Source organism: Cardiobacterium sp. (assembly GCF_057314735.1).
The window spans coordinates 29,032-50,569 of record NZ_DBHKZK010000029.1; the positions used below are offsets into that span (position 1 = coordinate 29,032).

At 61.3% G+C, this 21,538-nt stretch carries 14 protein-coding genes; 11 read left to right on the forward strand and 3 right to left on the reverse strand.

What is annotated here, in order from left to right; translation table 11 throughout:
• Nucleotides 1–89: 89 nt before the first annotated feature.
• Entirely contained in the window at nucleotides 90–2,864 is a 2,775-nt protein-coding gene (gene ppc / locus ACO54Z_RS03295; protein ID WP_485995737.1) for a phosphoenolpyruvate carboxylase, read from the reverse strand.
• A gap of 300 nt (nucleotides 2,865–3,164) precedes the next feature.
• Here ppc and ACO54Z_RS03300 point away from each other — a divergent pair, with 300 nt between their 5' ends.
• From ACO54Z_RS03300 to ACO54Z_RS03325, 6 genes are all read left to right on the forward strand, one after another.
• Entirely contained in the window at nucleotides 3,165–3,461 is a 297-nt protein-coding gene (locus tag ACO54Z_RS03300; protein ID WP_485995738.1) for an ATP-binding cassette domain-containing protein, read from the forward strand.
• Nucleotides 3,446–3,691: an ATP-binding cassette domain-containing protein gene (locus tag ACO54Z_RS03305; RefSeq protein ID WP_485995739.1), complete on the forward strand. Its 246-nt coding sequence runs from the start codon at nucleotides 3,446–3,448 to the stop codon at nucleotides 3,689–3,691. The genes ACO54Z_RS03300 and ACO54Z_RS03305 overlap by 16 nt, the downstream gene beginning before the upstream one ends.
• A complete protein-coding gene (locus tag ACO54Z_RS03310) occupies nucleotides 3,692–3,937 on the forward strand; it encodes an ABC transporter ATP-binding protein (protein ID WP_485995740.1) in 246 nt (81 codons plus the stop codon).
• Nucleotides 3,934–4,800: a TroA family protein gene (locus ACO54Z_RS03315; protein ID WP_485995741.1), complete on the forward strand. Its 867-nt coding sequence runs from the start codon at nucleotides 3,934–3,936 to the stop codon at nucleotides 4,798–4,800. Before ACO54Z_RS03310 ends, ACO54Z_RS03315 begins: the two co-directional genes overlap by 4 nt.
• 424 nt (nucleotides 4,801–5,224) lie before the next feature.
• Complete coding sequence (fhuB, locus tag ACO54Z_RS03320) at nucleotides 5,225–7,180, forward strand: Fe(3+)-hydroxamate ABC transporter permease FhuB (RefSeq protein WP_485995742.1); 1,956 nt, start codon at nucleotides 5,225–5,227, stop codon at nucleotides 7,178–7,180.
• Nucleotides 7,181–7,189: 9 nt separating this feature from the next.
• Nucleotides 7,190–9,331: a TonB-dependent siderophore receptor gene (locus ACO54Z_RS03325; protein ID WP_485995743.1), complete on the forward strand. Its 2,142-nt coding sequence runs from the start codon at nucleotides 7,190–7,192 to the stop codon at nucleotides 9,329–9,331.
• A 411-nt stretch (nucleotides 9,332–9,742) separates the two neighbouring features.
• Here ACO54Z_RS03325 and ACO54Z_RS03330 read toward each other — a convergent pair whose 3' ends face one another.
• Nucleotides 9,743–10,831, reverse strand: coding sequence for a hypothetical protein (locus ACO54Z_RS03330; RefSeq protein WP_485995744.1), 1,089 nt, complete (start codon nucleotides 10,829–10,831; stop codon nucleotides 9,743–9,745).
• An 82-nt stretch (nucleotides 10,832–10,913) separates the two neighbouring features.
• The gene (locus ACO54Z_RS03335; protein ID WP_485995745.1) at nucleotides 10,914–12,011 is read right to left on the reverse strand and encodes a hypothetical protein; all 1,098 of its coding nucleotides are present in this window, start codon (nucleotides 12,009–12,011) and stop codon (nucleotides 10,914–10,916) included.
• Nucleotides 12,012–12,397: 386 nt separating this feature from the next.
• Here ACO54Z_RS03335 and ACO54Z_RS03340 point away from each other — a divergent pair, with 386 nt between their 5' ends.
• The 5 genes from ACO54Z_RS03340 to pepN all read left to right on the forward strand — a co-directional run bounded on the left by ACO54Z_RS03340 (nucleotide 12,398) and on the right by pepN (nucleotide 21,425).
• Nucleotides 12,398–13,036, forward strand: coding sequence for a DedA family protein (locus tag ACO54Z_RS03340; RefSeq protein ID WP_485995791.1), 639 nt, complete (start codon nucleotides 12,398–12,400; stop codon nucleotides 13,034–13,036).
• 28 nt (nucleotides 13,037–13,064) lie between these two features.
• Nucleotides 13,065–15,515, forward strand: a complete 2,451-nt coding sequence (rnr, locus tag ACO54Z_RS03345; protein WP_485995746.1) for a ribonuclease R — start codon at nucleotides 13,065–13,067, stop codon at nucleotides 15,513–15,515.
• A gap of 81 nt (nucleotides 15,516–15,596) precedes the next feature.
• Complete coding sequence (gene rlmB / locus ACO54Z_RS03350; protein ID WP_485995747.1) at nucleotides 15,597–16,328, forward strand: 23S rRNA (guanosine(2251)-2'-O)-methyltransferase RlmB; 732 nt, start codon at nucleotides 15,597–15,599, stop codon at nucleotides 16,326–16,328.
• A 140-nt stretch (nucleotides 16,329–16,468) separates the two neighbouring features.
• Nucleotides 16,469–18,754, forward strand: a complete 2,286-nt coding sequence (locus tag ACO54Z_RS03355) for an NADP-dependent malic enzyme (RefSeq protein ID WP_485995748.1) — start codon at nucleotides 16,469–16,471, stop codon at nucleotides 18,752–18,754.
• Nucleotides 18,755–18,779: 25 nt separating this feature from the next.
• Nucleotides 18,780–21,425, forward strand: a complete 2,646-nt coding sequence (gene pepN, locus ACO54Z_RS03360; protein WP_485995749.1) for an aminopeptidase N — start codon at nucleotides 18,780–18,782, stop codon at nucleotides 21,423–21,425.
• Nucleotides 21,426–21,538 lie beyond the last annotated feature (113 nt).

Below are 21,538 nucleotides of genomic sequence, written 5' to 3' on the forward strand. Positions count from 1 at the left end.
CATCACCGAAAGTTTCAGACAAGGCGCGTCGCCGAAGACAGTACGCGGTGTACGACGCGGGTTTTCCCGCCCTTTTGGTGTTGGCTCGTCTAGCCGGTATTGCGCAGGCCGGCGGCGAGTGCGTTGATGGAGCGAATCAGCGGGTCGTTGATGTCCGCGTCTTCGTTGTTTTTCGCGCGGCTGCGGCGCAAGAGTTCGATCTGGATGTGGTTGATCGGGTCGAGGTAGGGGTCGCGCCAGCGCAGGGATTCGGCGAGGCGCGGCTGGTGCTCCAGCAGGTGGCGCTGTTTGAGGATGGTGTTGAGGCCGGCGAGGGTTTTTTGGTATTCGTCGCCGATGGCGGCCATTACCGTTTGCCGCAGGGTTTCGTCGGCACAGAGGTGGCTGTAGGCGTCGGCGGTCGCCAGTTCGGTTTTGGCAAATGCCATTTCGATGTTGCTGATGAAGGCGTCGAAGAATGGCCATTGTTCGAGCATTTCGTCGATGAGCGGCAGGTCTTCGGCGCGGATGGCGGCGAGCGCGCTGCCGACGCCGTACCACGCGGGCAGGGTGAAGCGGGCGAGCGACCAGCCGAACACCCACGGGATGGCGCGGATGGTTTGTTTGGTCGGTGTGCCTTTGCGGCGGTGCGCCGGGCGCGAGCCGATGTTGAGCAGGCTGATTTCGCGTACCGGGGTGGTATCGGCAAAGAATTGGTAGAGGCCTTCGGTGCGGTCGGTGAGGTCGCGGTAGCGTTGTTCGCAGGCATCGGCGAGGCGTTCGGCCAGTTGTTCGTATTGGGCGAGTTTGACCGGGGTTTTGGCAAAGCGGGTGCTGCTGGCTTTCAGCGCGCCGGTGATGCCCATGGTGAGTTCGTACACCGCGGTTTCGGGGTTGGCGTATTTGGCGTAGAGGACTTCGCCTTGTTCGGTGAATTTGATTTCGCCTTGCAGGGTGCCGGGCGGTTGTGCGGCGATGGCGTGGTGGGTGGAGCCGCCACCGCGGCTGACCGAGCCGCCGCGCCCGTGGAAGAGGCGGGTTTTGATGTGGTAACGGCGGGCGATGTCGAGGATGGTTTGTTGGGCGCGGTAGAGTTGCCAGGCGCTGGTGAGGATGCCGCCGTCTTTGCTGCTGTCGGAGTAGCCGAGCATGATTTCCTGGGTGTCGTTTTGGCTTTTGAGCAGGGCGCGATAGGTGGGGTTGTCGAGCAGTTGTGGCAGTACGGTGTCGATGTTTTTCAGGTCTTCGATGGTTTCAAAGAGTGGCGCGATGGGCAGCGCGGCGTAGGGGCGGCCTTCGCTGTCGATGCCGGAGAGGCCGGCGAAGCGCATCAGGAACAGCACTTCGAGGATGTGGCTGGCGCGGTTGGTCATCGAGATGTTGTAGCTGCCGAAGGTGCGCGCGCCGACGAGTTCGCGCAGGCGGGCGATGGTGCGCATTAGCGCCAGTTGTTCTTCGGTTTCGGGCGAGAGGTTTTGTTCGTAGAGCAGCGGCGCGCCGGGGGCGGCGATGAGCTGGCTGAGGATGGCAAGGCGGCCGGCTTCATCCAGCGCGTTATAGTCGGGCAGGTTGGGCGCGTGGGCGAAGAGGTCGGCGACGACGTTGGTGTGCCAGGTGGATTCTTGGCGGATGTCGAGTGATGCCATGTGGAAGCCGCAGCTGCGCACAAGGCGGATTAAATCCTGGATGTCGCCGCGTGCCTGGTCGGGGTCGTGTTGTTTTAAGGAATTGCGGATGAGGATGAGGTCGTCGAGGAAGGCTTCGGCGTTGGGGTAGGCGTGTTCGGCAGCGGCCTGGTCGGCGCCCATGCTCTGGATGTAGCGGTTGGTGTGCTGGATTTTGGCACGCATCAGTGCGAGCAGGCGGCGGTAGGGTTCGTTGTTGTAGTCTTCGGGGTTGTAGTCGAAGACGGTGACGCCGAGGCGGGCGTAGTGTTCGTTGCGTGCTTCGATGGCGGGGTCGATGGCGACGATGCTGGCGCAGTGCAGCAGGCGTTTGCGCAGGTGTTTGAGTTGTTTGCTGTAGTAGCGCAGCACGTTGTCGGCGTGCATCAGCACCGCCTGTTCGGTGGTTTCGTGGGTGACAAAGGGGTTGCCGTCGCGGTCGCCGCCTATCCAGGAGCCGAAGCGCAGCAGCGGCGGCAGCACGGTATGTTGCAGTTCTGGGTAGATGTCGTTCAGCGCGCTGCGCAGGTTGCGGTAAACCTGCGGGATGGCCTGAAAGAGGCTGACGTTGAAGTAGTGCAGGCCGTTGTTGATTTCGTCGTAAACCAGCGTCTTGCGGGTGCGTACTTCGTCGGATGACCACAAGAGGTCTATCAGGTCGGCGATTTCTTTTTCGGCATGGATTCGCGCCGGGCTGTTGGCGGCGGTGTGGTCAAGTGCCTCACACTGGCGGTAGATTTCCTGCAGGACGCTCATGGTGGTGCGGCGGCGCGCTTCGGTCGGGTGTGCGGTGAAGACGGGGATGAAGCGCAGTTGTGCGATGAGTTCGCCGAGCTGTTCCGGGGAGAGGTCGTTGTCGCGGCATTGTTGCAGGGTGTGGCGGAAGGAGCCTTCCCAAAGGGCGCCGCCACGCGCGCGCAGGTCGGCGCGCTCCTGCCGCAGCAGGTCTTCTTCGGCGAGGTTGGCAAGCGCGAAGTAGAGGCTGAAGCCACGGATGACGTTTTTCAGGCGGTCGTTGTCGAGCGCGGCGATGGTGCGCATCAGCGCGGCGCGGCGCTCCGGGTCGGGGTTGTTGCGCTCTTCGATAAAGCCCTGGCGCAGGTATTCGATGGTTTGCAGGGTGTCGCTGCCTGCCTGGCGTTCGATGACTTTGCCGAGCAGGTTGCCGAGCAGGCGGATGCGTTCACGCAGTTGGTCGGGGTTGGGGGCGGTGGGCATCATGATGATTCTCCTCTGTTACTGAAATGTCCGGCACGGGATATTAAACTTTTTTTATAACGTTCTCACGGTTTTTTGGCGGAGCGGGGCAGGGAAGGGCGCGGATGGTGGGCGGAAATCGGCGTGCGCGGTTTTTCGCGTCATTTCGCGGCGGTTGGCGGGGATTTTGTCGCGCCTGGCGGCACGTTCGCCGTGGTTCAGTTAGGTGTGCGCGTCCGCGTAAAAATATAAATTCAAACAAGATTGACTATTATTAAAGGCGCTCTTTATGCTGCGCGCGTTTTCCGCTTCTCCCTGTTTTTTATGCTTTCTCTCGATAGCGTCTCTTTTCGCTCTGGCGACCGCGTTTTGCTTGACGCGGTTTCTTTTTCTCTGCCGTCCGGCCAGCTTTATGGCGTGATTGGCCACAATGGCGCGGGCAAGTCCACCCTTATCCGTCTGCTCGGCGGCGAGTTGTTGCCGTCAAGTGGCGCGGTGTTGCTCGATGGCACGGCGGTACACACGCTGCCGCCGAAGGCGCGGGCGCGGCGCATTGCCGCGTTGCCGCGTTGCCGCAGAAGTTGCCGGATGCGGCGGATTTTCTCGTGCGCGAGTTGGTGATGCTGGGGCGCTTTCCCTGGCAGGGCAGGTTGCAGCGGCCGTCGCCGGAGGATGTCGCTCATGTGGAGGCGGCGATGGTGCAGACGGATGTGGCGCGTTTTGCCGAGCAGCCGGTGCATACGCTGTCCGGCGGCGAGCGGCAGCGCGCCTGGCTGGCGATGTGTCTGGCGCAGCAGAGCGAGGTGCTGCTGCTCGATGAGCCGCTGGCGGCGCTGGATATTGTTTATTAGGTGGAGGTGCTGCAATTGGTGCGGCAGCTCATCGCCGCGCGCGGGCTGACGGTGGTGGTGATTATTCATGACATCAATCTGGCGGCGCGTTTTTGTGATGCGTTGATTGCGCTGAAGGGCGGGCGGCTGTGCCGTTTTGCCCCGGTCGGCGAGGTGATGTCGGCAGCGGCGTTGCAGGAGGTCTTCGGCGTGCGGTTGCATTTGCTGGATCATCCCGACGGCAAGCACCGGGTGGCGGTGGTATGAGGGCGGTTCTGGCGCTGTTGTGCGCGTTTGCCCTGCCGCTGTTTGCTGCGGAACGGGTGATTACGCCGGACTGGTCGCTGGCGTCCAGTCTGACCGCGATGGGTTTTCCGCCGCTGGCGATGGGCGACAAGCGGATTTATCCGGTGTGGATGAGCGACCCGGTGCAACCGCCGTCGGTGGTGGATTTGGGCGAGCGCTATCGCCCGAACCGCAAGTTGCTGGCGCAGTTGCCGTTTTCACGGGTGGTGGACAATTTTTTCTACGCGCATTTGCGCGAGGTCTATCCGCCGAGCGTGCCGGTGGTTGATGTGCTGTTTGACGGCGGCAATGAGGCGCCGCAGCAAAGCTGGGCGACGTATGTCGCGGCGACGCAAAAGCTGGGCGATGCCATCGGCGAACGCGCGGCGGCGGAGGGTTATTTGCAACGGGTGGAGGCGGCGCTCGCGGGTTATGGGCGCGAGATTCGCGCGGCGGCGCCGGAGGTGAAGCGTTATGCGGTGGTGCAGTTTGTCGATGCGCGCCAGTTGCGGATTTTCGCGCCGAACAGTTTGTTCCGCGTCGCTTTTGCGTTGATGGGGCTGGAGCAGGCGGATTTGGGCGCGGGCAACCGCTGGGGCAGCCGCCTCATCGCTCTGCCGGAGCTGGCGCAGTTGCCGGAGGATACGTGTCTCATCATCGTCGGCCCGTTCCCGCAGATGACCGAGGCGGAGCTTTCGCGCAGTTATTTGTGGCGGCGCATCGGGTTTGGCCGCGAGCGCTGTTTGCGCAAGGTGCCTGCGGTGTGGCTGTTCGGCGGGCCGGAGTCGGTGGAGCTGTTTGGCCGCTATTTGCGCGGGGCGATGGTGGGGGATGGCGGTGAGTGAAGGGGTGATTGTAGGTCGGGCATTGATGCCCGACATAAAAGCGTCGGCCATAAATGGCCGACCTACGGCGCTATCCTGCATCGGCGGCGACTTCAAGGACGCTACCCCCTCCCCAACCCTTTCTCGCACTTCGCGCGAGCTGTTCCAGTCCCGCTGCGGACGCTGGCGCGTCCTGCGAGGGAGGGGGCGTTTCGGCGGGGAAGCGGAGTTTGGCGCACTATCCAGGTGCATTGCATTGTGCGAAAGATTCGCCAACCGTTACCGCGACTGCAACCTGTCTGCCCCCTCCCCCGCTGCGGGCTTCGCCCTGCAGGGGAGGGGGTAGTTCGGCGCATTTCGCCACACCCGTTCACTGATTCATTTACATACACCTGAGCGCTCAACCTGTATGTAAATGACCCGACACCCTAACCCTTCCTGATTTATGACCCCCAGCAAAACCCTTTCTCTCTTTTCCCTGCTCGCCCTCGTCCTCGCCGCCGTTTGGCTGGCGCTGGTCTGGTACTGGCCGTGGGCGGATTTGTTGCGCGACCCGGACACGCTCCCCATCGCCGAAGCGGCGGTGCAAATGGCGGTGTTGCCGGAAATCGTCGCCGCGTTTCTCGCCGGTGGCCTGCTCGCGCTCGCCAGTAGCGCCTTGCAGCAAATCGTGCATAACCCGCTCGCCTCGGACAGCACCCTCGCCGTCGCGGGCGGTGCGCAGTTGTCGCTGATGCTGGTCACGCTCTTTTTCCCGGCGGCGGGGCTGTTCGGCAGCTTTTGGGTCGCCTTTGCCGGGGCGGTCGCCGCCATCGCGCTGGTGCTGCTGGTCGCGGACGCGGGCGGGATGAATGCGTTGTCGCTGATTCTCGCCGGGTTGATTGCCAATATGGTCTTCGCCGCTGTCGCCGCCGTCATCGTCCAGTTTTATCACGACGTGCTGCTGGGGGTGATGGTCTGGGGCGCGGGCTCGCTGTTGCAGGACGGCTGGGCGACGGTCGCCGCACTGTGCTGGACGACGCTTGCCGCCGCTGTCGCCTTCGCCCTGTTGCAGCGCCCCTTGACCCTGCTCGCGCTGGATGATGAGCAGGCGCGCCGCCTCGGCGTCCCGGTCGGACTGTTGCGGTTGCTGGTATTGCTGTTGGCGGCAGGGATTACCGCGCAGGTGGTGAGCCGCGTCGGCGTTATCGGTTTTGCCGGACTGGCCGGGGCGAGCGTCGCCCACCTGCTGCGGCTGCGCGCGACCGGGGCGCGGCTGGCGGTGTCATTCGCGAGCGGTGGCCTGCTGCTGCTCATCGTCGATAGCCTGCTCAATGTCATCGGCCATTACAGCGGCACCCTGCTGCCCGCAGGCGCCATGACCGGCGTCCTCGGCGCGCCGTTCCTGATTTATCTGGTACTGCGCCAGCGCAAAAGCCAGGGCATCGCGCGCGAGGCGCCGCCATCCGCGCCCGCGCCGCGCCTCACCTCGTGGCAAAAACCGCTGCTCGGCCTCGCCGCGCTGGCCGCGCTCGCCATCCTGCTACAAGGATTTACCGCCGGGGCGGACGGCTGGGGCTGGCACTGGCAGGGCGACATCATCCTTGAACACCGCCTGCCGCGCAGCCTGAGCGCCGTTGCCGTCGGCATCCTGCTCGCCAGCGCGGGCGTACTGCTGCAAACGCTGACGCGCAACCCGATGGCCAGCCCGGAAGTGCTCGGCATCAGCTCCGGCGTGGCGCTGGCGGTACTCGCCGCCTTCATCGCCTTCCCCGCGCTCGGCAGCGGCGGCCTGCTGCTCGCGGGCGCGGGCGGGGCGCTCATCGTCGCCGTGCTTATCCTCTGGCTGTCGCGCCGCCTGCAACCGGCGTGGTTGCTGATAACCGGCGTCGCCATTGCCGCGCTGATGCACGGCGTGATGACGCTGATACAGGTCAGCGGCAACCCGCAACTGCAAAGCGTCCTGAGCTGGCTTTCCGGCAGCACTTACTACGCCCGCCCCTACACCGCGCCGCTGCTGGTACTGCTCGCGCTCGGCCTGCTTGCAGGCGCGCTGCTCTGCCTCAAACCGCTGCGCCTGCTGGCGCTGGGCGAAACCGTCGCCGGCAGCCTCGGCCTCGCCGTGCGCCGCAGCCACAGCGTGCTGCTCGTCCTCGTCGCGCTGATGAGCACCGCCGCCACCCTTGCCGTTGGCCCGCTCAGCTTCATCGGCCTGATGACCCCGCATCTGGCGCGGCGCAGCGGCGCGGTCAGCATCGACAAACAACTGCCGGTCGCCGCCCTCTACGGCGCGACGCTAATGCTCGTCGCCGACTGGCTTGGCCGCTACCTCATCTTCCCCTACGAGCTCGGCGCGGGCGTACTCGCCTCGCTCCTCGGCGGCGGATACTTCCTGCTGCACCTGCGGCAACCCCAACCATAAGGAAACCCCATGACATTACAACAAGCGATCCGCCTCGCCCTCTGTGGCGCGGCCAGCGTCAGCGTCGCCCACGCCGCCGACAACACCACCCTCGCGCCCGTCACCATCGCCGCCGACAAAAGCCGCGTCGCCAGCGAAGACACGCGCGACTACACCGTGCCCACCATGACGAGCGCCACCGGCATGGCGCTCTCCGCACAAGAAACCCCGCAAACCGTCAGCGTCGTCACCCAACAACAAATGCGCGACCAGAACCTCACCACCCTCGCCAAAACCCTGGAAAGCACGCCCGGCGTCTCCGTGCGCAAATTTGACCGGGGACGCAACACCTTCAGCGCGCGCGGCTTTGCCATCGACAAATACCAAATTGATGGCATGAATGTGAACTGGGCAGGCGCTTGGGTCGCGGGCGAAAGCGTCATTGACACCAGCATCTACGACCGCGTCGAAATCGTGCGCGGCGCGACCGGCCTCATGACCGGCGCGGGCAACCCGTCAGCCAGCGTCAATCTCGTGCGCAAACACGCCGACAGCAGCGAACGCAAAACCGCGCTGGAAGCAGGCGTCGGCCGCTACGGCGACCTCAAACTCAGCGCCGACCACAGCCAGCCGCTCACCGCCTCCGGTAACCTGCGCGGACGCATCATCGCCAACCACCAGGGCGGCAAAACCTTCGTTGACCGCGAAAAAGACAAAAGCAGCACCCTCTACGGCGTGCTGGATGCCGACATCACCCCGACCACCAGCGCCAGCCTCGGCATCAGCCACCAGCGCAACGACAAAGACGGCGCCATGTGGGGCGGCCTGCCCGTCACCTACACCGACGGCAGCTTCACCAACTGGAAACGCGGCAAAAGCGACAGCACCAACTGGTCATACTGGGACAGCCGCACCACCAACATCTTCCTCGAAGGCAAACAAGCGCTGAATGACAACTGGAACGTGAGCCTCAAAGCCGACCACCGCAACGCCACCGGCGACTCCGAACTCTTCTACTTCAGCGGCAGCAGCGTCAACCGCAACGGCCTTGACTGGACACCGTGGCCGGGCAAATTCCACACCGACGCCAAACAAAACACCATCCAGCTGCAAACCGACGGCAAAATCCAGGCCTGGGGACAAGAACACGACCTCATCGCCGGTATCCAATACAACCGCCACCACCGCAGCTCCTACAGCTGGGACAAAGGCGACATCGCCCCGGTCAGCGACTTCAACACCTGGAACGGCAACTACCCGCGGCCAAACTGGGGCGCGCGCAGCCTGAGCCACGACCAGACCGACACCGAAACCGCACTCTACGCCGCCACCCGCCTGCGCATCACCGACCAACTCAGCACCATCATCGGCACCCGCGTCTCCAACTGGAAAAGCACGGGCGAAAGCTACAACAAGCCATTTGCACAAAAAAACAGCGCCATCTGGACCCCGTACGCGGGCATCACCTACGACATCACCCCGAACCAAACCGTGTACGCCAGCTACGCCGACATCTACAAACCGCAGACCGAGCGCGACCGCAACAACAACCTGCTTGACCCCATCCGGGGCAGCACCTACGAACTGGGCTGGAAAGCCAACTGGCTCGACGGCCGCCTGAACACCCAAGCGAGCGCCTACCGCACCCGCCAGGACAACCTCGCGCAAAGCAGCGGCGAAAACATCATAGGCGTCACCCCGCCGACCACCGCCTACTACGCCGCCAAAGGCGCGAAAGTCAACGGCTTCGAGCTGGAAGCGAGCGGCAACATCGGCGAAAACCTACGCCTTGGCGCGGGCTACACCCAATGGAGCGGCAAAGACGCCAAAGGCAAAAAACTGAACACCACCCACCCGCGCAAACAACTCAAACTGTTCGCCACCTACGACGTCCCCGCCGTCAGCGGCCTGACCGTCGGCGGCGGCGTCGCCTGGCAAAGCCGCACCTGGACCGAGACCAAAAACCCGGCCACCGGCGCCAACATGGACTACGGCCAGAACAGCTACGCCGTGGTCAACCTGATGGGGCGCTACCAAATCACCGACCACTTCTCCGCGCAAATCAACGTCGACAACCTCTTCGACAAAAAATACCGCAACCAGCTCAGCTTCAACCAGTACGGCTACGGCGACCCGCGCTACATCAGCGCCAGCTTCAAATACGAATTCTGAAGCCGCCGCCTGCGCATAAAAAACCCCGCGAAAGCGGGGTTTTTCATTGCCAGCATCTCTGTAGGGTGGGGCTTGCCCCACCGTTATAGCCGTCCACCGAAAGCCTCATACGGTGTTGCGTCGCCTCGCCGTACAACCGCGTACTGTCTTCGGCGACGCGCCTTGTCTGAAACTTTCGGTGGATGGCTATACGACGGGTTTCTGCCGCAGTGCGTAGGGGCGGTTAGGACGAAGTCCGTAACCGCCCGTTTCGGCAACCCGTAGCGTGCGTGTCGGCTGCGCCGCCACACGCCCTACGATGAATGTGAAAACAGCGCCCGGAGGCGCTGTTGTTTTATGCGGTGCGGCATCATCTGGCCGGATGGATGCGGGCGGTTACGGCTTCGCCTAACCGCCCTACGGGTTATCGGTTTACCCGGCAAAGCCGTGGATGCCTTCCAGGTTCGGCGCGTCGTTCTGGCGGTAATCCACTTTGAGCCAGCCGCTTTTGCCGTCGGCGGTTTTGATGAGCAGCCAGGCGCTGTCGTCGCAGTCCGCCGGGGCGTTGTCGTAGCCGCAGAGTTGTTGTTTGCCCAGAATCAGCGCAACTTTGCCCTCCGGTGCAATTTCTGCGACGACCTTGTTGCCGTCAATACGGTCAAGCAGTTTGGCGGGGACGGCGCGGTTTTCGGCGGGCTTGTCGCCCTCTTCATGCCACTGGCTGTGATAGGTGCTGTCGAGGCCGAGGTAGTAGAAGGGCTGTGCGGCGGCTTCTTTGTCGCCGTTCTCCTTGATGCGCCATTTTTCACGCACCGGGAAGTAGTGGGTGCTGGCATCGTCGTCGTAGCTGTAAAGGTAGCCATTGCCGGGGATGGTGAGGTCGGTGGGCAGACCCTGGGTGCTGTCGTAGGCGGGCAGGGCGTCGCTTTTTTTGCTGAGGCTGAGGTAGCTGAGGTCGTTCGCGCCAATGTCGGCGTAAGCGAGGTTGTAGGCGGTGCCGCCCGGTTTGAGCGCGGTTTCGAGCAGGAAGTGGTAGTCGAAGGCGCCGTCGCCCGCATCTGCCGGGGCTTTGCCGGCGACGGCCTTGTTATTGGCGTCGTAGTGGTAGTAGCTGTCCTGTTTTTTGCCAAGCTGAGGGTTGTAGTGGATGCTGGCGAGGGTGTCGCCGTTGAAGGTTTCTGTGAGTGTCTCCAGCGCCGGGAAGGCCTCGCTGCCCGCCTCAAGTTTTTCGCCTTTTTGCGCCCAGCCGGTGATGCCGTAGTCGGTGCGCACCAGATGGTTGCCGTGGTCGTCGGCGAGCAGCACATGGACGCTGCTGTCCTGGGGCAGGTAGCCGATGGCATCGCCGCCGTCCGGTTTGGCGGTCAGGGTCAGAGCGGTGGCGGCGCGGGTGTCTTTGCCGATGTAGGCGAGCGGGATGCCTTCTGCCTTGGCGGGGATGCTGTCGGTGAAGGCATCGGCGGCGGCGTGGGCGCTACCTGTGGCGACAGCGAGGAGGAGGGCGAGGGTGTTGCGGTTCATGGTTTTCTTTATTTTGGGGAAGCGGAGGGGGTTGTGCGAATGCCCGGACGGCCAGCGCGCCATCCGGGCGGTGTACGGCGGCTTAGCCGGCGAAGCCGTGCAGTCCTTCGATATTGGGGAAGCCGTCGCCTGCGCCGATGTTGAACCAGCCGGTTTTGCCGTCGGCGGTTTTTACCAGAATCCAGGCGGGGATGCGGTCTTCGTAGTCGAGTTCTTCGCCTGCGCGTTCAACGAAGCGCTGCTGGACGAGGACGAGGGTAATTTTGCTGCCGGGCGCGACTTCGGCGACGGTTTTGTCGCCGCCGATGCGGTCGGTGAGCTTCAGCGATTCGGCGCGGTTTTCTGGCTCTTTTTCGCCGCTTTCGTCCTGGTACCAGCGCCCCTGGTAGGTGGTGTCCGCACCGAGGTAGTAGTAGGGCTGTTCGATGTTTTCGCGGTCGTTGCCCTTGATGCGCCATTTTTCGCGGGCGCGGAAGTAGCGGTTGCCGTCGTCTGCATCGCTATAGATGTAGCCGTTGCCGGGCAGGGTCAGGTTTTCGGGGAAACCGATGCCGTCTTCGCTTTTCGGCAGGGCTTTAGCCACCGGGATGAGGACGCAGTAAGGCCCGCCTTCAACGCCGGGGCTGCAATCAACGTTGTAGCGCGCGCCGTCGGGCTTGAGCGCGGTCTCAAGCAGGCGGTGGCGGGTCTCGGTGTAGTCGTCTTCGTCAGTTTTTTTCGGTTTGGGCGTTCCGGCGACGGCGGGATTGTCGTCGCTGTCGTTATTGTAGTAGTAGCGCTCGTCGCGTTTTTCCGCCAGTTGCGGGTTATAGTGGACGGTGGCGTAAGCGTCCTTGTCTTCGACGGTGGCGAGTGCGGGGAAGCTCTCGTCGCCCGCGTCCTTGCTCTCGCGCGCCTGCGCCCAGCCGACAATGCCGTATGCGCTGGCGACCAGATGGTTGCCTTTGTCATCGGCGAGCAGCACTTGCACTTTGCCGCCTTGGGGAATGGCACCGATGTCGTGGCCGCCATCGGGCTTGAAGGTCAGCGTCAAGGCGGTGGCGGCGGTGGTGTCCTTGCCGATGTAGGCGAGTGGCACGCCGTCAGCCTTTTCGGGAACGCTGTCGGCGAAGGACGTCGCGGCGGCGTGAGCGCTGCCCGCAGCGAGAGCGACGAGGATGGCGGGGATGTTGCGGTTCATGGAGGTTCCTTGCAGGTTGAAAAAATCGGCGCAAATTATATAGCGCGACACGGGGTACCACACAACGCCTGCACAAAAGCACCGCAACAGGAGCTTTTTCTTTTATGATGTACACGCTCATCGCGCCACAAACCCTGTATGGCTTCATCCATTACGGATAATGGTGAACTCCGGAATATTCATCCATCAAGGACATACGTCATTTTTTGTATTTGTCATTACCGGTATGGGCAATTCCAGTTATTTCTTCATGAGCGCAACCCGTTTCGTCTGCCGATATTTTATCAACAATCCTTTATAACCGGAGCAACTCCATGACCCCAAAAAGCCGCCTCTGGCTCATTATTGCTGCCCTTGTTTTTGTTGCCATCCTCGCCGCCCTGTTTATGAGCGGCGTCTTGCATGGCGCGGTAAATTTCATCCTCCATATTGACCGCCATTTGACCGAACTGAGCGCACAATACGGCGGCTGGATTTATGCCATTCTCTTTGTCATCGTCTTTTGCGAAACGGGGCTGGTCGTCACCCCTTTCTTGCCCGGTGATTCATTGCTCTTTGCCGCAGGCAGCATTGCTGCGCTGGGCAGCATGAATATTCATGCAATGGCTTTGGTACTGATGCTCGCCGCCATTCTTGGCGATGCGGTCAATTTTGCGATGGGCAAATACTTCGGCGAGCAGCTCTTTGCCAATCCCGATTCGCGCATTTTCCGCCGCAGCTATTTGCAGCGTACTGAAGCATTTTATGCCAAACATGGCGGCAAGACGATTATCCTCGCCCGCTTTGTCCCCATCGTCCGCACTTTCGCTCCCTTTGTCGCGGGCATGGGGCATATGCGCTATGGCCGCTTTTTCCGTTTTAACGTCATCGGCGGTATCGCCTGGGTGGCGCTGTTTTCTTATGCGGGATTCTGGTTTGGCCAGCAGCCAGTTGTCAAAGAGAACCTGACGCTGATTCTGCTCGCCATTATTGTCATTTCCATCCTTCCCGCCATGATTGAAATTATCCGGGCGCGTCGCCATTGACGCGCCACTTTATTGAAGGAGTTTATTTATGTCTGATGCCAAACAATGGCGCGCCCTTGATCCTTTTTACGCGCGCGAACAACAAAAATATGGCGACAATCCCCTGCCCAGCCGTGAATTTATTTTGAGCTGGCTGGAAGCGCAGGGCAAATTACTGACTTTCGCGCAAATTGCCCGTGCCTTTGGCATGGACAAGGCCGAAGGCGAAAAGCTGCAATTCCGCCTGAAGGCAATGCTGGGCGCGGGGCAACTCATGTGCAACCGTCAGGGACGGTTTGGCGTCGCCCGCAAAATGGATTTGGAGGCCGGATTCGTCGTTGCCCATCAGGAAGGCTATGGTTTCTTTAGTCCGGAGAATGGCGAAGCGGATGGCTTTATTCCGCCCAAATATATGGCGGAATTGATGCACGGCGACAAAATCCTCGCCCGCGTCAAGGATGTCGATGAACGCGGCCGCAAGGATTATGCGCCGGTGGAAATTCTGGAGCGCGCGCAAAAGCGCATTGTCGGCAAATTGACGGTGCAGCAGGGCGTGTGGTCGCTCATTCCCGATAACCGCCGCCTGACCCACCGCCTGATTATTCCGGCAGGCGCACTTGGCGGCGGCAAGGCGGGGCAGGTCGTCATTGGCGAAATTACCGCCTATCCGTCGCGCTACCAGCAGCCGATTGGCAAGGTGGTCGCAGTATTGGGCGAGGCAATGGCGGCGGGGATGGAAGTCGATATTGCCATTGAAAACCACAATATCCCGGCGGAATTTCCCGAAGCGGTGCGGGCGCAATGCGAGACCATTCCCGATGCCTTGCGCGACAGCGATTACGAAGGGCGGCTCGATTTGCGTCATTTGCCTTTTGTCACCATTGACGGCATTACCGCGCGCGATTTCGATGACGCCGTTTATGCGGAAAAGCGCGGCGAGAATTACCGCCTTTATGTCGCCATTGCCGATGTCGCCCATTATGTGCAGCCGGACAGCCCGCTCGATATTGAGGCTTACAATCGCGGCACTTCCGTTTATTTCCCCGACCGCGTCATTCCGATGTTGCCGGAAAAATTATCGAACGGCTTATGCTCGCTCAATCCCGAAGTCGATCGGCTGGCAATGGTGTGCGAAATGACCCTTGCCCCCGATGGCACTATCAAACGCAGCGCCTTTCACGATGCCGTCATTCATTCACACGCGCGCCTGACTTATGAAACGGTCGAAGAAATATTATTCCGCGACAATACCCTGTTGCGCGAATCTTTTTCCCATTTACAGCGCCCACTGGACAATCTGCAAGCCGTTTACCGTATTTTGCGGACGGCACGCTTGTCGCGCAGCGTCATTGATTTCCATGCGAGCGAGCCGGAATTTATTTACGACAGCGAAGGCAAGATTGAAACCATCAAGGCGCGCGACCGCCTCGAATCGCACCGCCTGATTGAAGAATGTATGATTGTCGCCAATATCTGCGCCGCCAAATATATTGGCCGCCACAAATTGCCAGCGCTTTACCGCGTGCATGATCATCCCAGCGCCGAACGCCTCGGCAAGCTGATTGATTTTCTCGGCAAGCGCGGCATTAAATGGCAGGGTTCGCTGGATAATGCCACGCCGGAACAATTTTCCGCCTTATTGGCGCAATGCAGCGACCGCCCCGATTTCGCACAAATAGAAATCATGGTCTTGCGCAGCATGAGTCAGGCAATCTACATCCCGGAAAACCGGGGGCATTTCGGCCTCGCCCTTGAGCACTATGCGCATTTCACCTCGCCCATCCGCCGCTATCCCGATTTGTTGGTGCATCGCGCCATCCGCCACCAATTACACGGCGGCAGCCGCGACAATTATCGCTATAGCGCGGAAAGCATGGTGGAGAAAGGCAAGCATTGCTCGATGACCGAACGCCGTGCCGATGAAGCAACACGCGATGCGATGGATTTCCTCAAATGCGAATTTATGAGCCACCGCATTGGCGAAACCTTCAGCGGGCGCATTGCCAACATTACCAATTTTGGTTTGTTCATTACGCTGGACGATATTTACATTGACGGACTGGTACACGTTTCGGCGCTGACCAACGATTATTATCACTACAACGCCGAAACCTTTACCCTGAACGGCGAACGCAGTGGCTACCGCTTCGCGCTGATGGATGCGGTAGAAATCCAGGTAGCGAAAGTCGATATTGACGACCGCAAAATCGATTTTGAATTGCTGTCGCATAAAGGCAAGGCGCTGCACGAAAGCGGCAAAAGCAAAAAGACAGCGAAAAAAGTGGCAAAAGCGGTTGTCGCCAAGGCAGAAAAAGCGGCAGATAAAAAAGCGACCAAAACCACGGTGAAAAAAACGGCCACCCCGCCGACCAAGGCAGAAAAACGGGAACAGGCGGCGAAAAAAACAGAGAAAACGGCGAAACCCGTCAAAACGGCTAAAGCCAAATCGACAAAAGCGAAAAAAACTACTGCAATCAAAACACAAAAGCGCAAACCGTAGGGGCGGTTAGCGCAGCGTAACCGCCCGCAACAATGCATCGGCCAGTTACAAAAATAACCACCCCACACATTCGGAGTATTTATGAAACGCGAAAAAATCAGCGGTGGCATTCACACCGTGCAGCAATTATTGGCAGACGGCAAGGCATTGCGCCTTTATGTCGCCGACAACAAAAAATCGAAAAATCTCGCCGCGCTGGTCGCCGAGGCGCAGGCGCGCGGCGTGCCGGTGGAGACGGTCGCGCTTTATGAGCTGGAAATGATGCTGCCCGGCGTGCGTCATCAGGGCGTGGCGGCGCTGAGCGAGGCGCGCGGGCAGGCGGCAGACTGGACAGACGCCATCGCCGGGGTGGAAAAGCCGCTGCTACTCGTGCTGGACAGCATCCAGGACCCGCACAATCTCGGCGCCTGCCTGCGCAGCGCGGCGGCGGCGGGGGCGCACGCGGTGCTGATTCCCAACAGCCGCGCGGCGGATGTGACGCCGGTGGTGGAAAAAGTCGCCTGCGGCGCGACGGAAATCCTGCCGCTGTTCCGTGTCAGCAATTTGCGGCGCGAGGTGGAGCGGATGCAGCGCCAGGGCATCTGGGTCGTCGGCGGTGCGGGCGGCGCGGCGCAATCGCTCTATGCGACGGATTTGACCGTACCGCTGGCGGTCATCGTCGGCAACGAAGGCGAGGGCATCCGCCACGGCCTGCGCGAGCAGTGCGATTTCCTCGTGCAGATTCCGATGGCGGACGGCATGGAAAGCCTCAATGTCTCGGTCGCCTGCGGCGTGATGCTGTTTGAGGCGCGGCGGCAGCGGCTGTTTGCCTGAAGGCTGTTTACAGACGCCTTCCCGCTATCCTGTATGTAAACGCCCGTCGCAGTGCGCTTTGGCGGCAAAAACCGACACCCGTGTTTGTGGCTTTCTGTTAAACTTACGCGACTTTTTCGTAACCCTTTGGAGATTTCAACATGAGCGATTCTTTGAAAGAAGAAGCCCTGCGTTATCACAGCTTTCCGACCGCAGGCAAGGTTTCCGTCACCCCGACCAAGGCGCTGGACAACCAGCGCGATTTGTCGCTCGCCTATTCTCCGGGGGTTGCCTATGCCTGTCAGGCGATTGAAGCCGACCCGCTGCAAGCCGATTACCTCACCTCCCGCGCCAATTTGGTCGCGGTGATTTCCAACGGCTCTGCCGTGCTGGGGCTGGGCAATATCGGCGCGCTCGCCGGTAAACCCGTCATGGAAGGCAAGGGCGTGCTCTTCAAAAAATTCGCCGGGATTGATGTCTTTGATATTGAAGTAAACCAGGCCGACCCGGAGAAGTTCATCGAGGCGGTCGCCGCGCTGGAGCCGACGTTTGGCGGCATCAACCTCGAAGACATCAAGGCGCCGGAGTGTTTTGAAATTGAAAACCGCCTGAAGGAGCGGATGAACATCCCGGTTTTCCACGACGACCAGCACGGCACCGCGATTATCGCCTCTGCCGCGCTGATTAACGCGCTGCGCTTGCAGGATAAGGACATTGGCAAGGTGCGTGTTGTTGCGTCCGGTGCGGGCGCGGCGGGGATGGCGTGCCTGGATATGTTTGTCAATTTGGGCGTGAAGAAGGAAAACATCATCGTCTGCGACTCCAAAGGGCCGATTTATGAAGGCCGCCCCGGCAAGCTCGACGGGCGCAAGGCGGAGTTTGTCGCCAAGACGGACGCGCGCAGTCTCGCTGAAGCGCTCGCTGGCGCGGATGTGTTCCTCGGTGTGTCGCAGGCGGGGCTGCTTACCGGCGAGATGATTAAAACGATGGCAGCGAAACCGCTGGTGCTGGCGCTCGCCAACCCGGTGCCGGAAATCATGCCGGAAGAAGTGCACGCGGTGCGTGATGACGCGATTGTCGCCACTGGCCGTTCCGATTATCCGAACCAGGTCAATAACGTCCTTTGCTTCCCCTATCTCTTCCGTGGCGCGCTGGACGTCGGCGCGACCACGATTAACGAAGCGATGAAAATGGCGGCGGTTTATGCCATCGCTGACCTCGCCAAATCCCCCGCCGGTGAAGAAGTGATGGCCGCTTATGGCGGTCAGGCGCTGGTTTATGGCAAGGATTACGTCATCCCGAAACCGTTTGACCCGCGCCTGATTTCGACGATTCCGGTCGCGGTCGCCAAGGCGGCGATGGAAAGCGGCGTCGCCCGCCGTCCGCTGGAAAATCTGGCGGAGTATCAGGAAAAACTGGCGCTGCTCTTCAACAAGAGTGGCTTTGCGATGAAGCCGATTGTGGATCGCGCCCGTGCCAACCCGCTGCGTGTTGCCTTTGCCGAAGGCGAGGATGTGCGCGTCATCCGTGCCGCCATTGCCTGCGTGCAGGAAGGCATCGCCAAACCGATTCTGATTGGCCGCCGCAAACGCATCGAGGAGCGCCTCGCCGAAGGCCATATGCAGCTTGACCTGGATCGCGACGTGCAGCTCATCGAGCCGATGAACAACCCGCATTACGAAGAATGCTGGCGCAAATACCACGAACTGCGGGCGCGCGAAGGCATTGATCCGGCGGAAGCGCGGGTACAGATGAACACCCGCCCGACCACCCTCGCCGCAATGCTGGTCAAACTGGGCTACGCTGACACCATGCTCTGCGGCGTCATTGGCCGCTACGAACGCCACCTGCGGCGCGTCTGCGGCGTCTTCGGCCTCCACGACGACATGAGCCAACCGGCCGCGCTCAGCCTGATGCTGACACCGAAAGGCCCGATATTCATCACCGACACCCAGGTGCATGAAAACCCGAACGCTGACGAACTCACCGCCATCACCCTGCACGCGGTGAAGATGATGGAAATGTTCGGCATCACCCCGAAAATCGCGCTGCTCTCCGCCTCCAACTTCGGCACCCGCGCCTACCTGCCGAGCGCACGCCATATGCGCGATGCGCTGGCGCGAATCCGCGCGCGCCGCCCCGACCTTGAAATCGAAGGCGAAATGAAGGCCGACTGCGCGCTGATTGAACAACTGCGTCAGGAAGCCTTCCCCGACAACCGCCTGCAAGGCATGGCGAACCTGCTCATCATGCCGAACATCGACGCGGGCAACATCAGCCTCAACCTGCTGAAAGCGGCGACCGATGCCACCATGATCGGGCCGATGCTGATTGGCGTGGACGCACCGGTACACGTGCTGTCCAACAACGCGACCACGCGCCGCATCATCAACATGGCGGCCATCGCCGTCGTGGAAGCGCAGACGAGCAAAAACCAGACCCACTAACCCCACCCATCACGGACGGAGCGAGATGACGGCACTGAAAACCATCCGGCTGGCGGACTACCGCCCGCCAGCCTTCACGGTCAAACACCACGAACTCAAATTTGACCTGCAAAACAGCGGAGAAGTCCTGGTCAGCCACAGCCAGCACATCGTGCGCAACCAGCCGAGCCACGACGAAAACGGCTGGGAACTGCCGCAGGACAAACACCTCGCGCTCAATGCCGAACACCTCGCCTTCGACGTGATAGAAATCGACGGCACAGCGCTCACCGCCGGACAATACGACTACGACGGCGAGCTGCTGCTGCTGAAAAACGTCGCCGACGACTTCACCCTGCACACCGTGGTGCGGCTGAAGCCGGACGACAACAAAGAACTCTCCGGCCTCTACCGCTCCAACGGCATCTACTGCACCCAATGCGAAGCCGAAGGCTTCCGCCGCATCACACCGACACTGGACCGCCCGGACGTACTCGCCACCTACCGCGTGCGCATCGAAGCCGACCAAAACACCTGCCCGGTGCTGCTCTCCAACGGCGACCCGGACGGCCAGGGCGAACTGCCCGGCGGCCGCCACTACGCGCAGTGGTACGACCCGCACCCCAAACCGAGCTACCTCTTCGCCCTCGTCGCCGGCAACCTCGCCCACATCAGCCGCCGTATCACCACGCCCAAAGGCAAAAAAATCAGCCTCAACATCTACACCGAACCGGCCTATATCAACCAGACCGACTTCGCGATGCAATCGCTGACAGACGCCATCCACTGGGACGAAGAACGCTTCGGTCTCTGCTACGACCTCAAACAATTCAACATCGTTGCCATCAGCGACTTCAACATGGGCGCGATGGAAAACAAATCCCTCAACATCTTCAACACCCGCTTCGTCCTCGCCGACACCGACACCGCGACCGACGAAGACTACCACGGCATCCGCTCGGTCATCGGCCACGAATACTTCCACAACTGGACGGGCAACCGCGTCACCTGCCGCGACTGGTTCCAGCTCTCGCTCAAAGAAGGCCTTACCGTCTTCCGCGACCAGGAATTTTCCGCCGACATGGGCGAACGCGCGCTGGAACGCATCGGCGACGTCATCCGCCTGCGCGCCATGCAATTCCCTGAAGACGCCGGGCCGATGAGCCACCCGGTACAACCGCAAGAATACGCCGCCATCGACAACTTCTACACCGCCACCGTGTACGAAAAAGGCGCGGAAATCATCAGGATGTACCACACCATCCTCGGCGAAGCCGCCTTCCAGCGCGGCATGAAACGCTACATCGAACGCCACGACGGCCAGGCCGTGCGCATCGAAGACTTCGCCCGCGCCATGAGCGACGGCGGCGAATACGACTTCACCGGCGAATACTTCAACTGGTACACCACGCGCGGCACCCCAAAAATCACCTTCACCTCCTCCTGGAACCAGCACGAACGCAGCTTCACTGTCGCCGCCATGCAAGACACGAGCGCCGTTACCCCGCCGCGCCCGCTGGTCATCCCCATCCGCCTCGCCCTCATCAGCCGCAACGGCCGCCTCTACCGCTTCGCCGACGGCAACTACGAACAAACCCTGCTCCTCGAAAAAAACAGCGCCACCTGGACCTTCGAGCGTGCCGAACCGGAACTCATCCCGGTACTCATGCAAAACTACTCCGCGCCGGTGTACTACCAGCACCGCTACGACAACGACGAACTCGCCGCCATCGTCGCGCACGCGCCGGACGGCTTTGCCCGCTTCGAGGCGATGCAAATCCTCTACCGCCGCCTCTTCGAGCAGGCACTCAAAAAACCGCGCGAACTGCGCGAACACAGCGCCGCCTTGAGCGACATCATGCAGAGTATCCTCGCCCACGACAAACGCAGCGAAGCCGAAAAAGCCCTGCTGCTCGAAATCCCGGCGCTGAACACCCTGCTCAATACCCTGCCCGACCCGGTGAACATGAGCGCGGCCATCGCCGCCCACGACCGCGTCGTCCGCATCCTGGCGCTGAAAATGCGGCGCGACTGGGTGGACTGGCTCGAAAACGCGCCCGAACCCGCCTCCGGCAAATACAGCATCAAAGACGCAGGCATCCGCAAACTGCGCGGCCTTGCCGCCCGCACCCTCGCCCTCTTTGAAGACGAACCCTACCGCCAACAACTGCTCGAACGGCACAACCGCGCCGACAACATGACCACGCGCATGAACGTCCTGCACGCGCTCAACCGCCGCCACGACCACTACCGCGAACAGGCGCTCGCCACCTACTACGCCAAATACCGCGACCAGCCGCTCGTCCTCGACAAATGGTTTGCGGTACAGGCACAAGAGCACAGCGAAGGCGCGCTGGCGCGCATCACCGCACTCGCCGAACACCCCGACTTCCACCCGGACAACCCCAACCGCTTCCGCGCGCTGGTCAGCACCCTGATGCAACAAAACCCCGCCATCTTCCACGCCGAAGACGGCAGCGGCTACCGCTTCGCCGCCAGCCAAATCCGCCGCATCCTCCTCAGCAACCCGCAAGTCGCGGCGAGAATGCTCAACGGCTACGCCATCGTCAGCCGCATGGACAACGAACGCAAAGCGCTGGTACGCGCCGAACTGGAAACACTCGCTGCCGTGGACGGCATCAGCGTGGACGTGCGCGAAAACCTCGAACGACTACAACGCGGCCTGCAATAACCCCACACAAACAAGGTGCGCCCCGGCGCACCTTTTTCATATAGTCATCCTCACAAAGCCCTGTACAGTGTTGCGTCGCCTCGCCGTACAACTGCGTACTGTCTTCGGCGACG

What these genes read in the sequence shown, in the direction of transcription:
- fhuB (WP_485995742.1), top strand. Translation starts at nt 5,225, where the DNA reads ATGACCCCCAGCAAAACCCTTTCTCTCTTTTCCCTGCTCGCCCTCGTC.
- rlmB (WP_485995747.1), top strand. Translation starts at nt 15,597, where the DNA reads ATGAAACGCGAAAAAATCAGCGGTGGCATTCACACCGTGCAGCAATTA.
- ACO54Z_RS03335 (WP_485995745.1), bottom strand. Translation starts at nt 12,011, where the DNA reads ATGAACCGCAACATCCCCGCCATCCTCGTCGCTCTCGCTGCGGGCAGC.
- pepN (WP_485995749.1), top strand. Translation starts at nt 18,780, where the DNA reads ATGACGGCACTGAAAACCATCCGGCTGGCGGACTACCGCCCGCCAGCC.
- ACO54Z_RS03325 (WP_485995743.1), top strand. Translation starts at nt 7,190, where the DNA reads ATGACATTACAACAAGCGATCCGCCTCGCCCTCTGTGGCGCGGCCAGC.
- ACO54Z_RS03330 (WP_485995744.1), bottom strand. Translation starts at nt 10,831, where the DNA reads ATGAACCGCAACACCCTCGCCCTCCTCCTCGCTGTCGCCACAGGTAGC.
- ACO54Z_RS03355 (WP_485995748.1), top strand. Translation starts at nt 16,469, where the DNA reads ATGAGCGATTCTTTGAAAGAAGAAGCCCTGCGTTATCACAGCTTTCCG.
- ACO54Z_RS03315 (WP_485995741.1), top strand. Translation starts at nt 3,934, where the DNA reads ATGAGGGCGGTTCTGGCGCTGTTGTGCGCGTTTGCCCTGCCGCTGTTT.
- ACO54Z_RS03300 (WP_485995738.1), top strand. Translation starts at nt 3,165, where the DNA reads ATGCTTTCTCTCGATAGCGTCTCTTTTCGCTCTGGCGACCGCGTTTTG.
- rnr (WP_485995746.1), top strand. Translation starts at nt 13,065, where the DNA reads ATGTCTGATGCCAAACAATGGCGCGCCCTTGATCCTTTTTACGCGCGC.
- ACO54Z_RS03340 (WP_485995791.1), top strand. Translation starts at nt 12,398, where the DNA reads ATGAGCGGCGTCTTGCATGGCGCGGTAAATTTCATCCTCCATATTGAC.
- ppc (WP_485995737.1), bottom strand. Translation starts at nt 2,864, where the DNA reads ATGATGCCCACCGCCCCCAACCCCGACCAACTGCGTGAACGCATCCGC.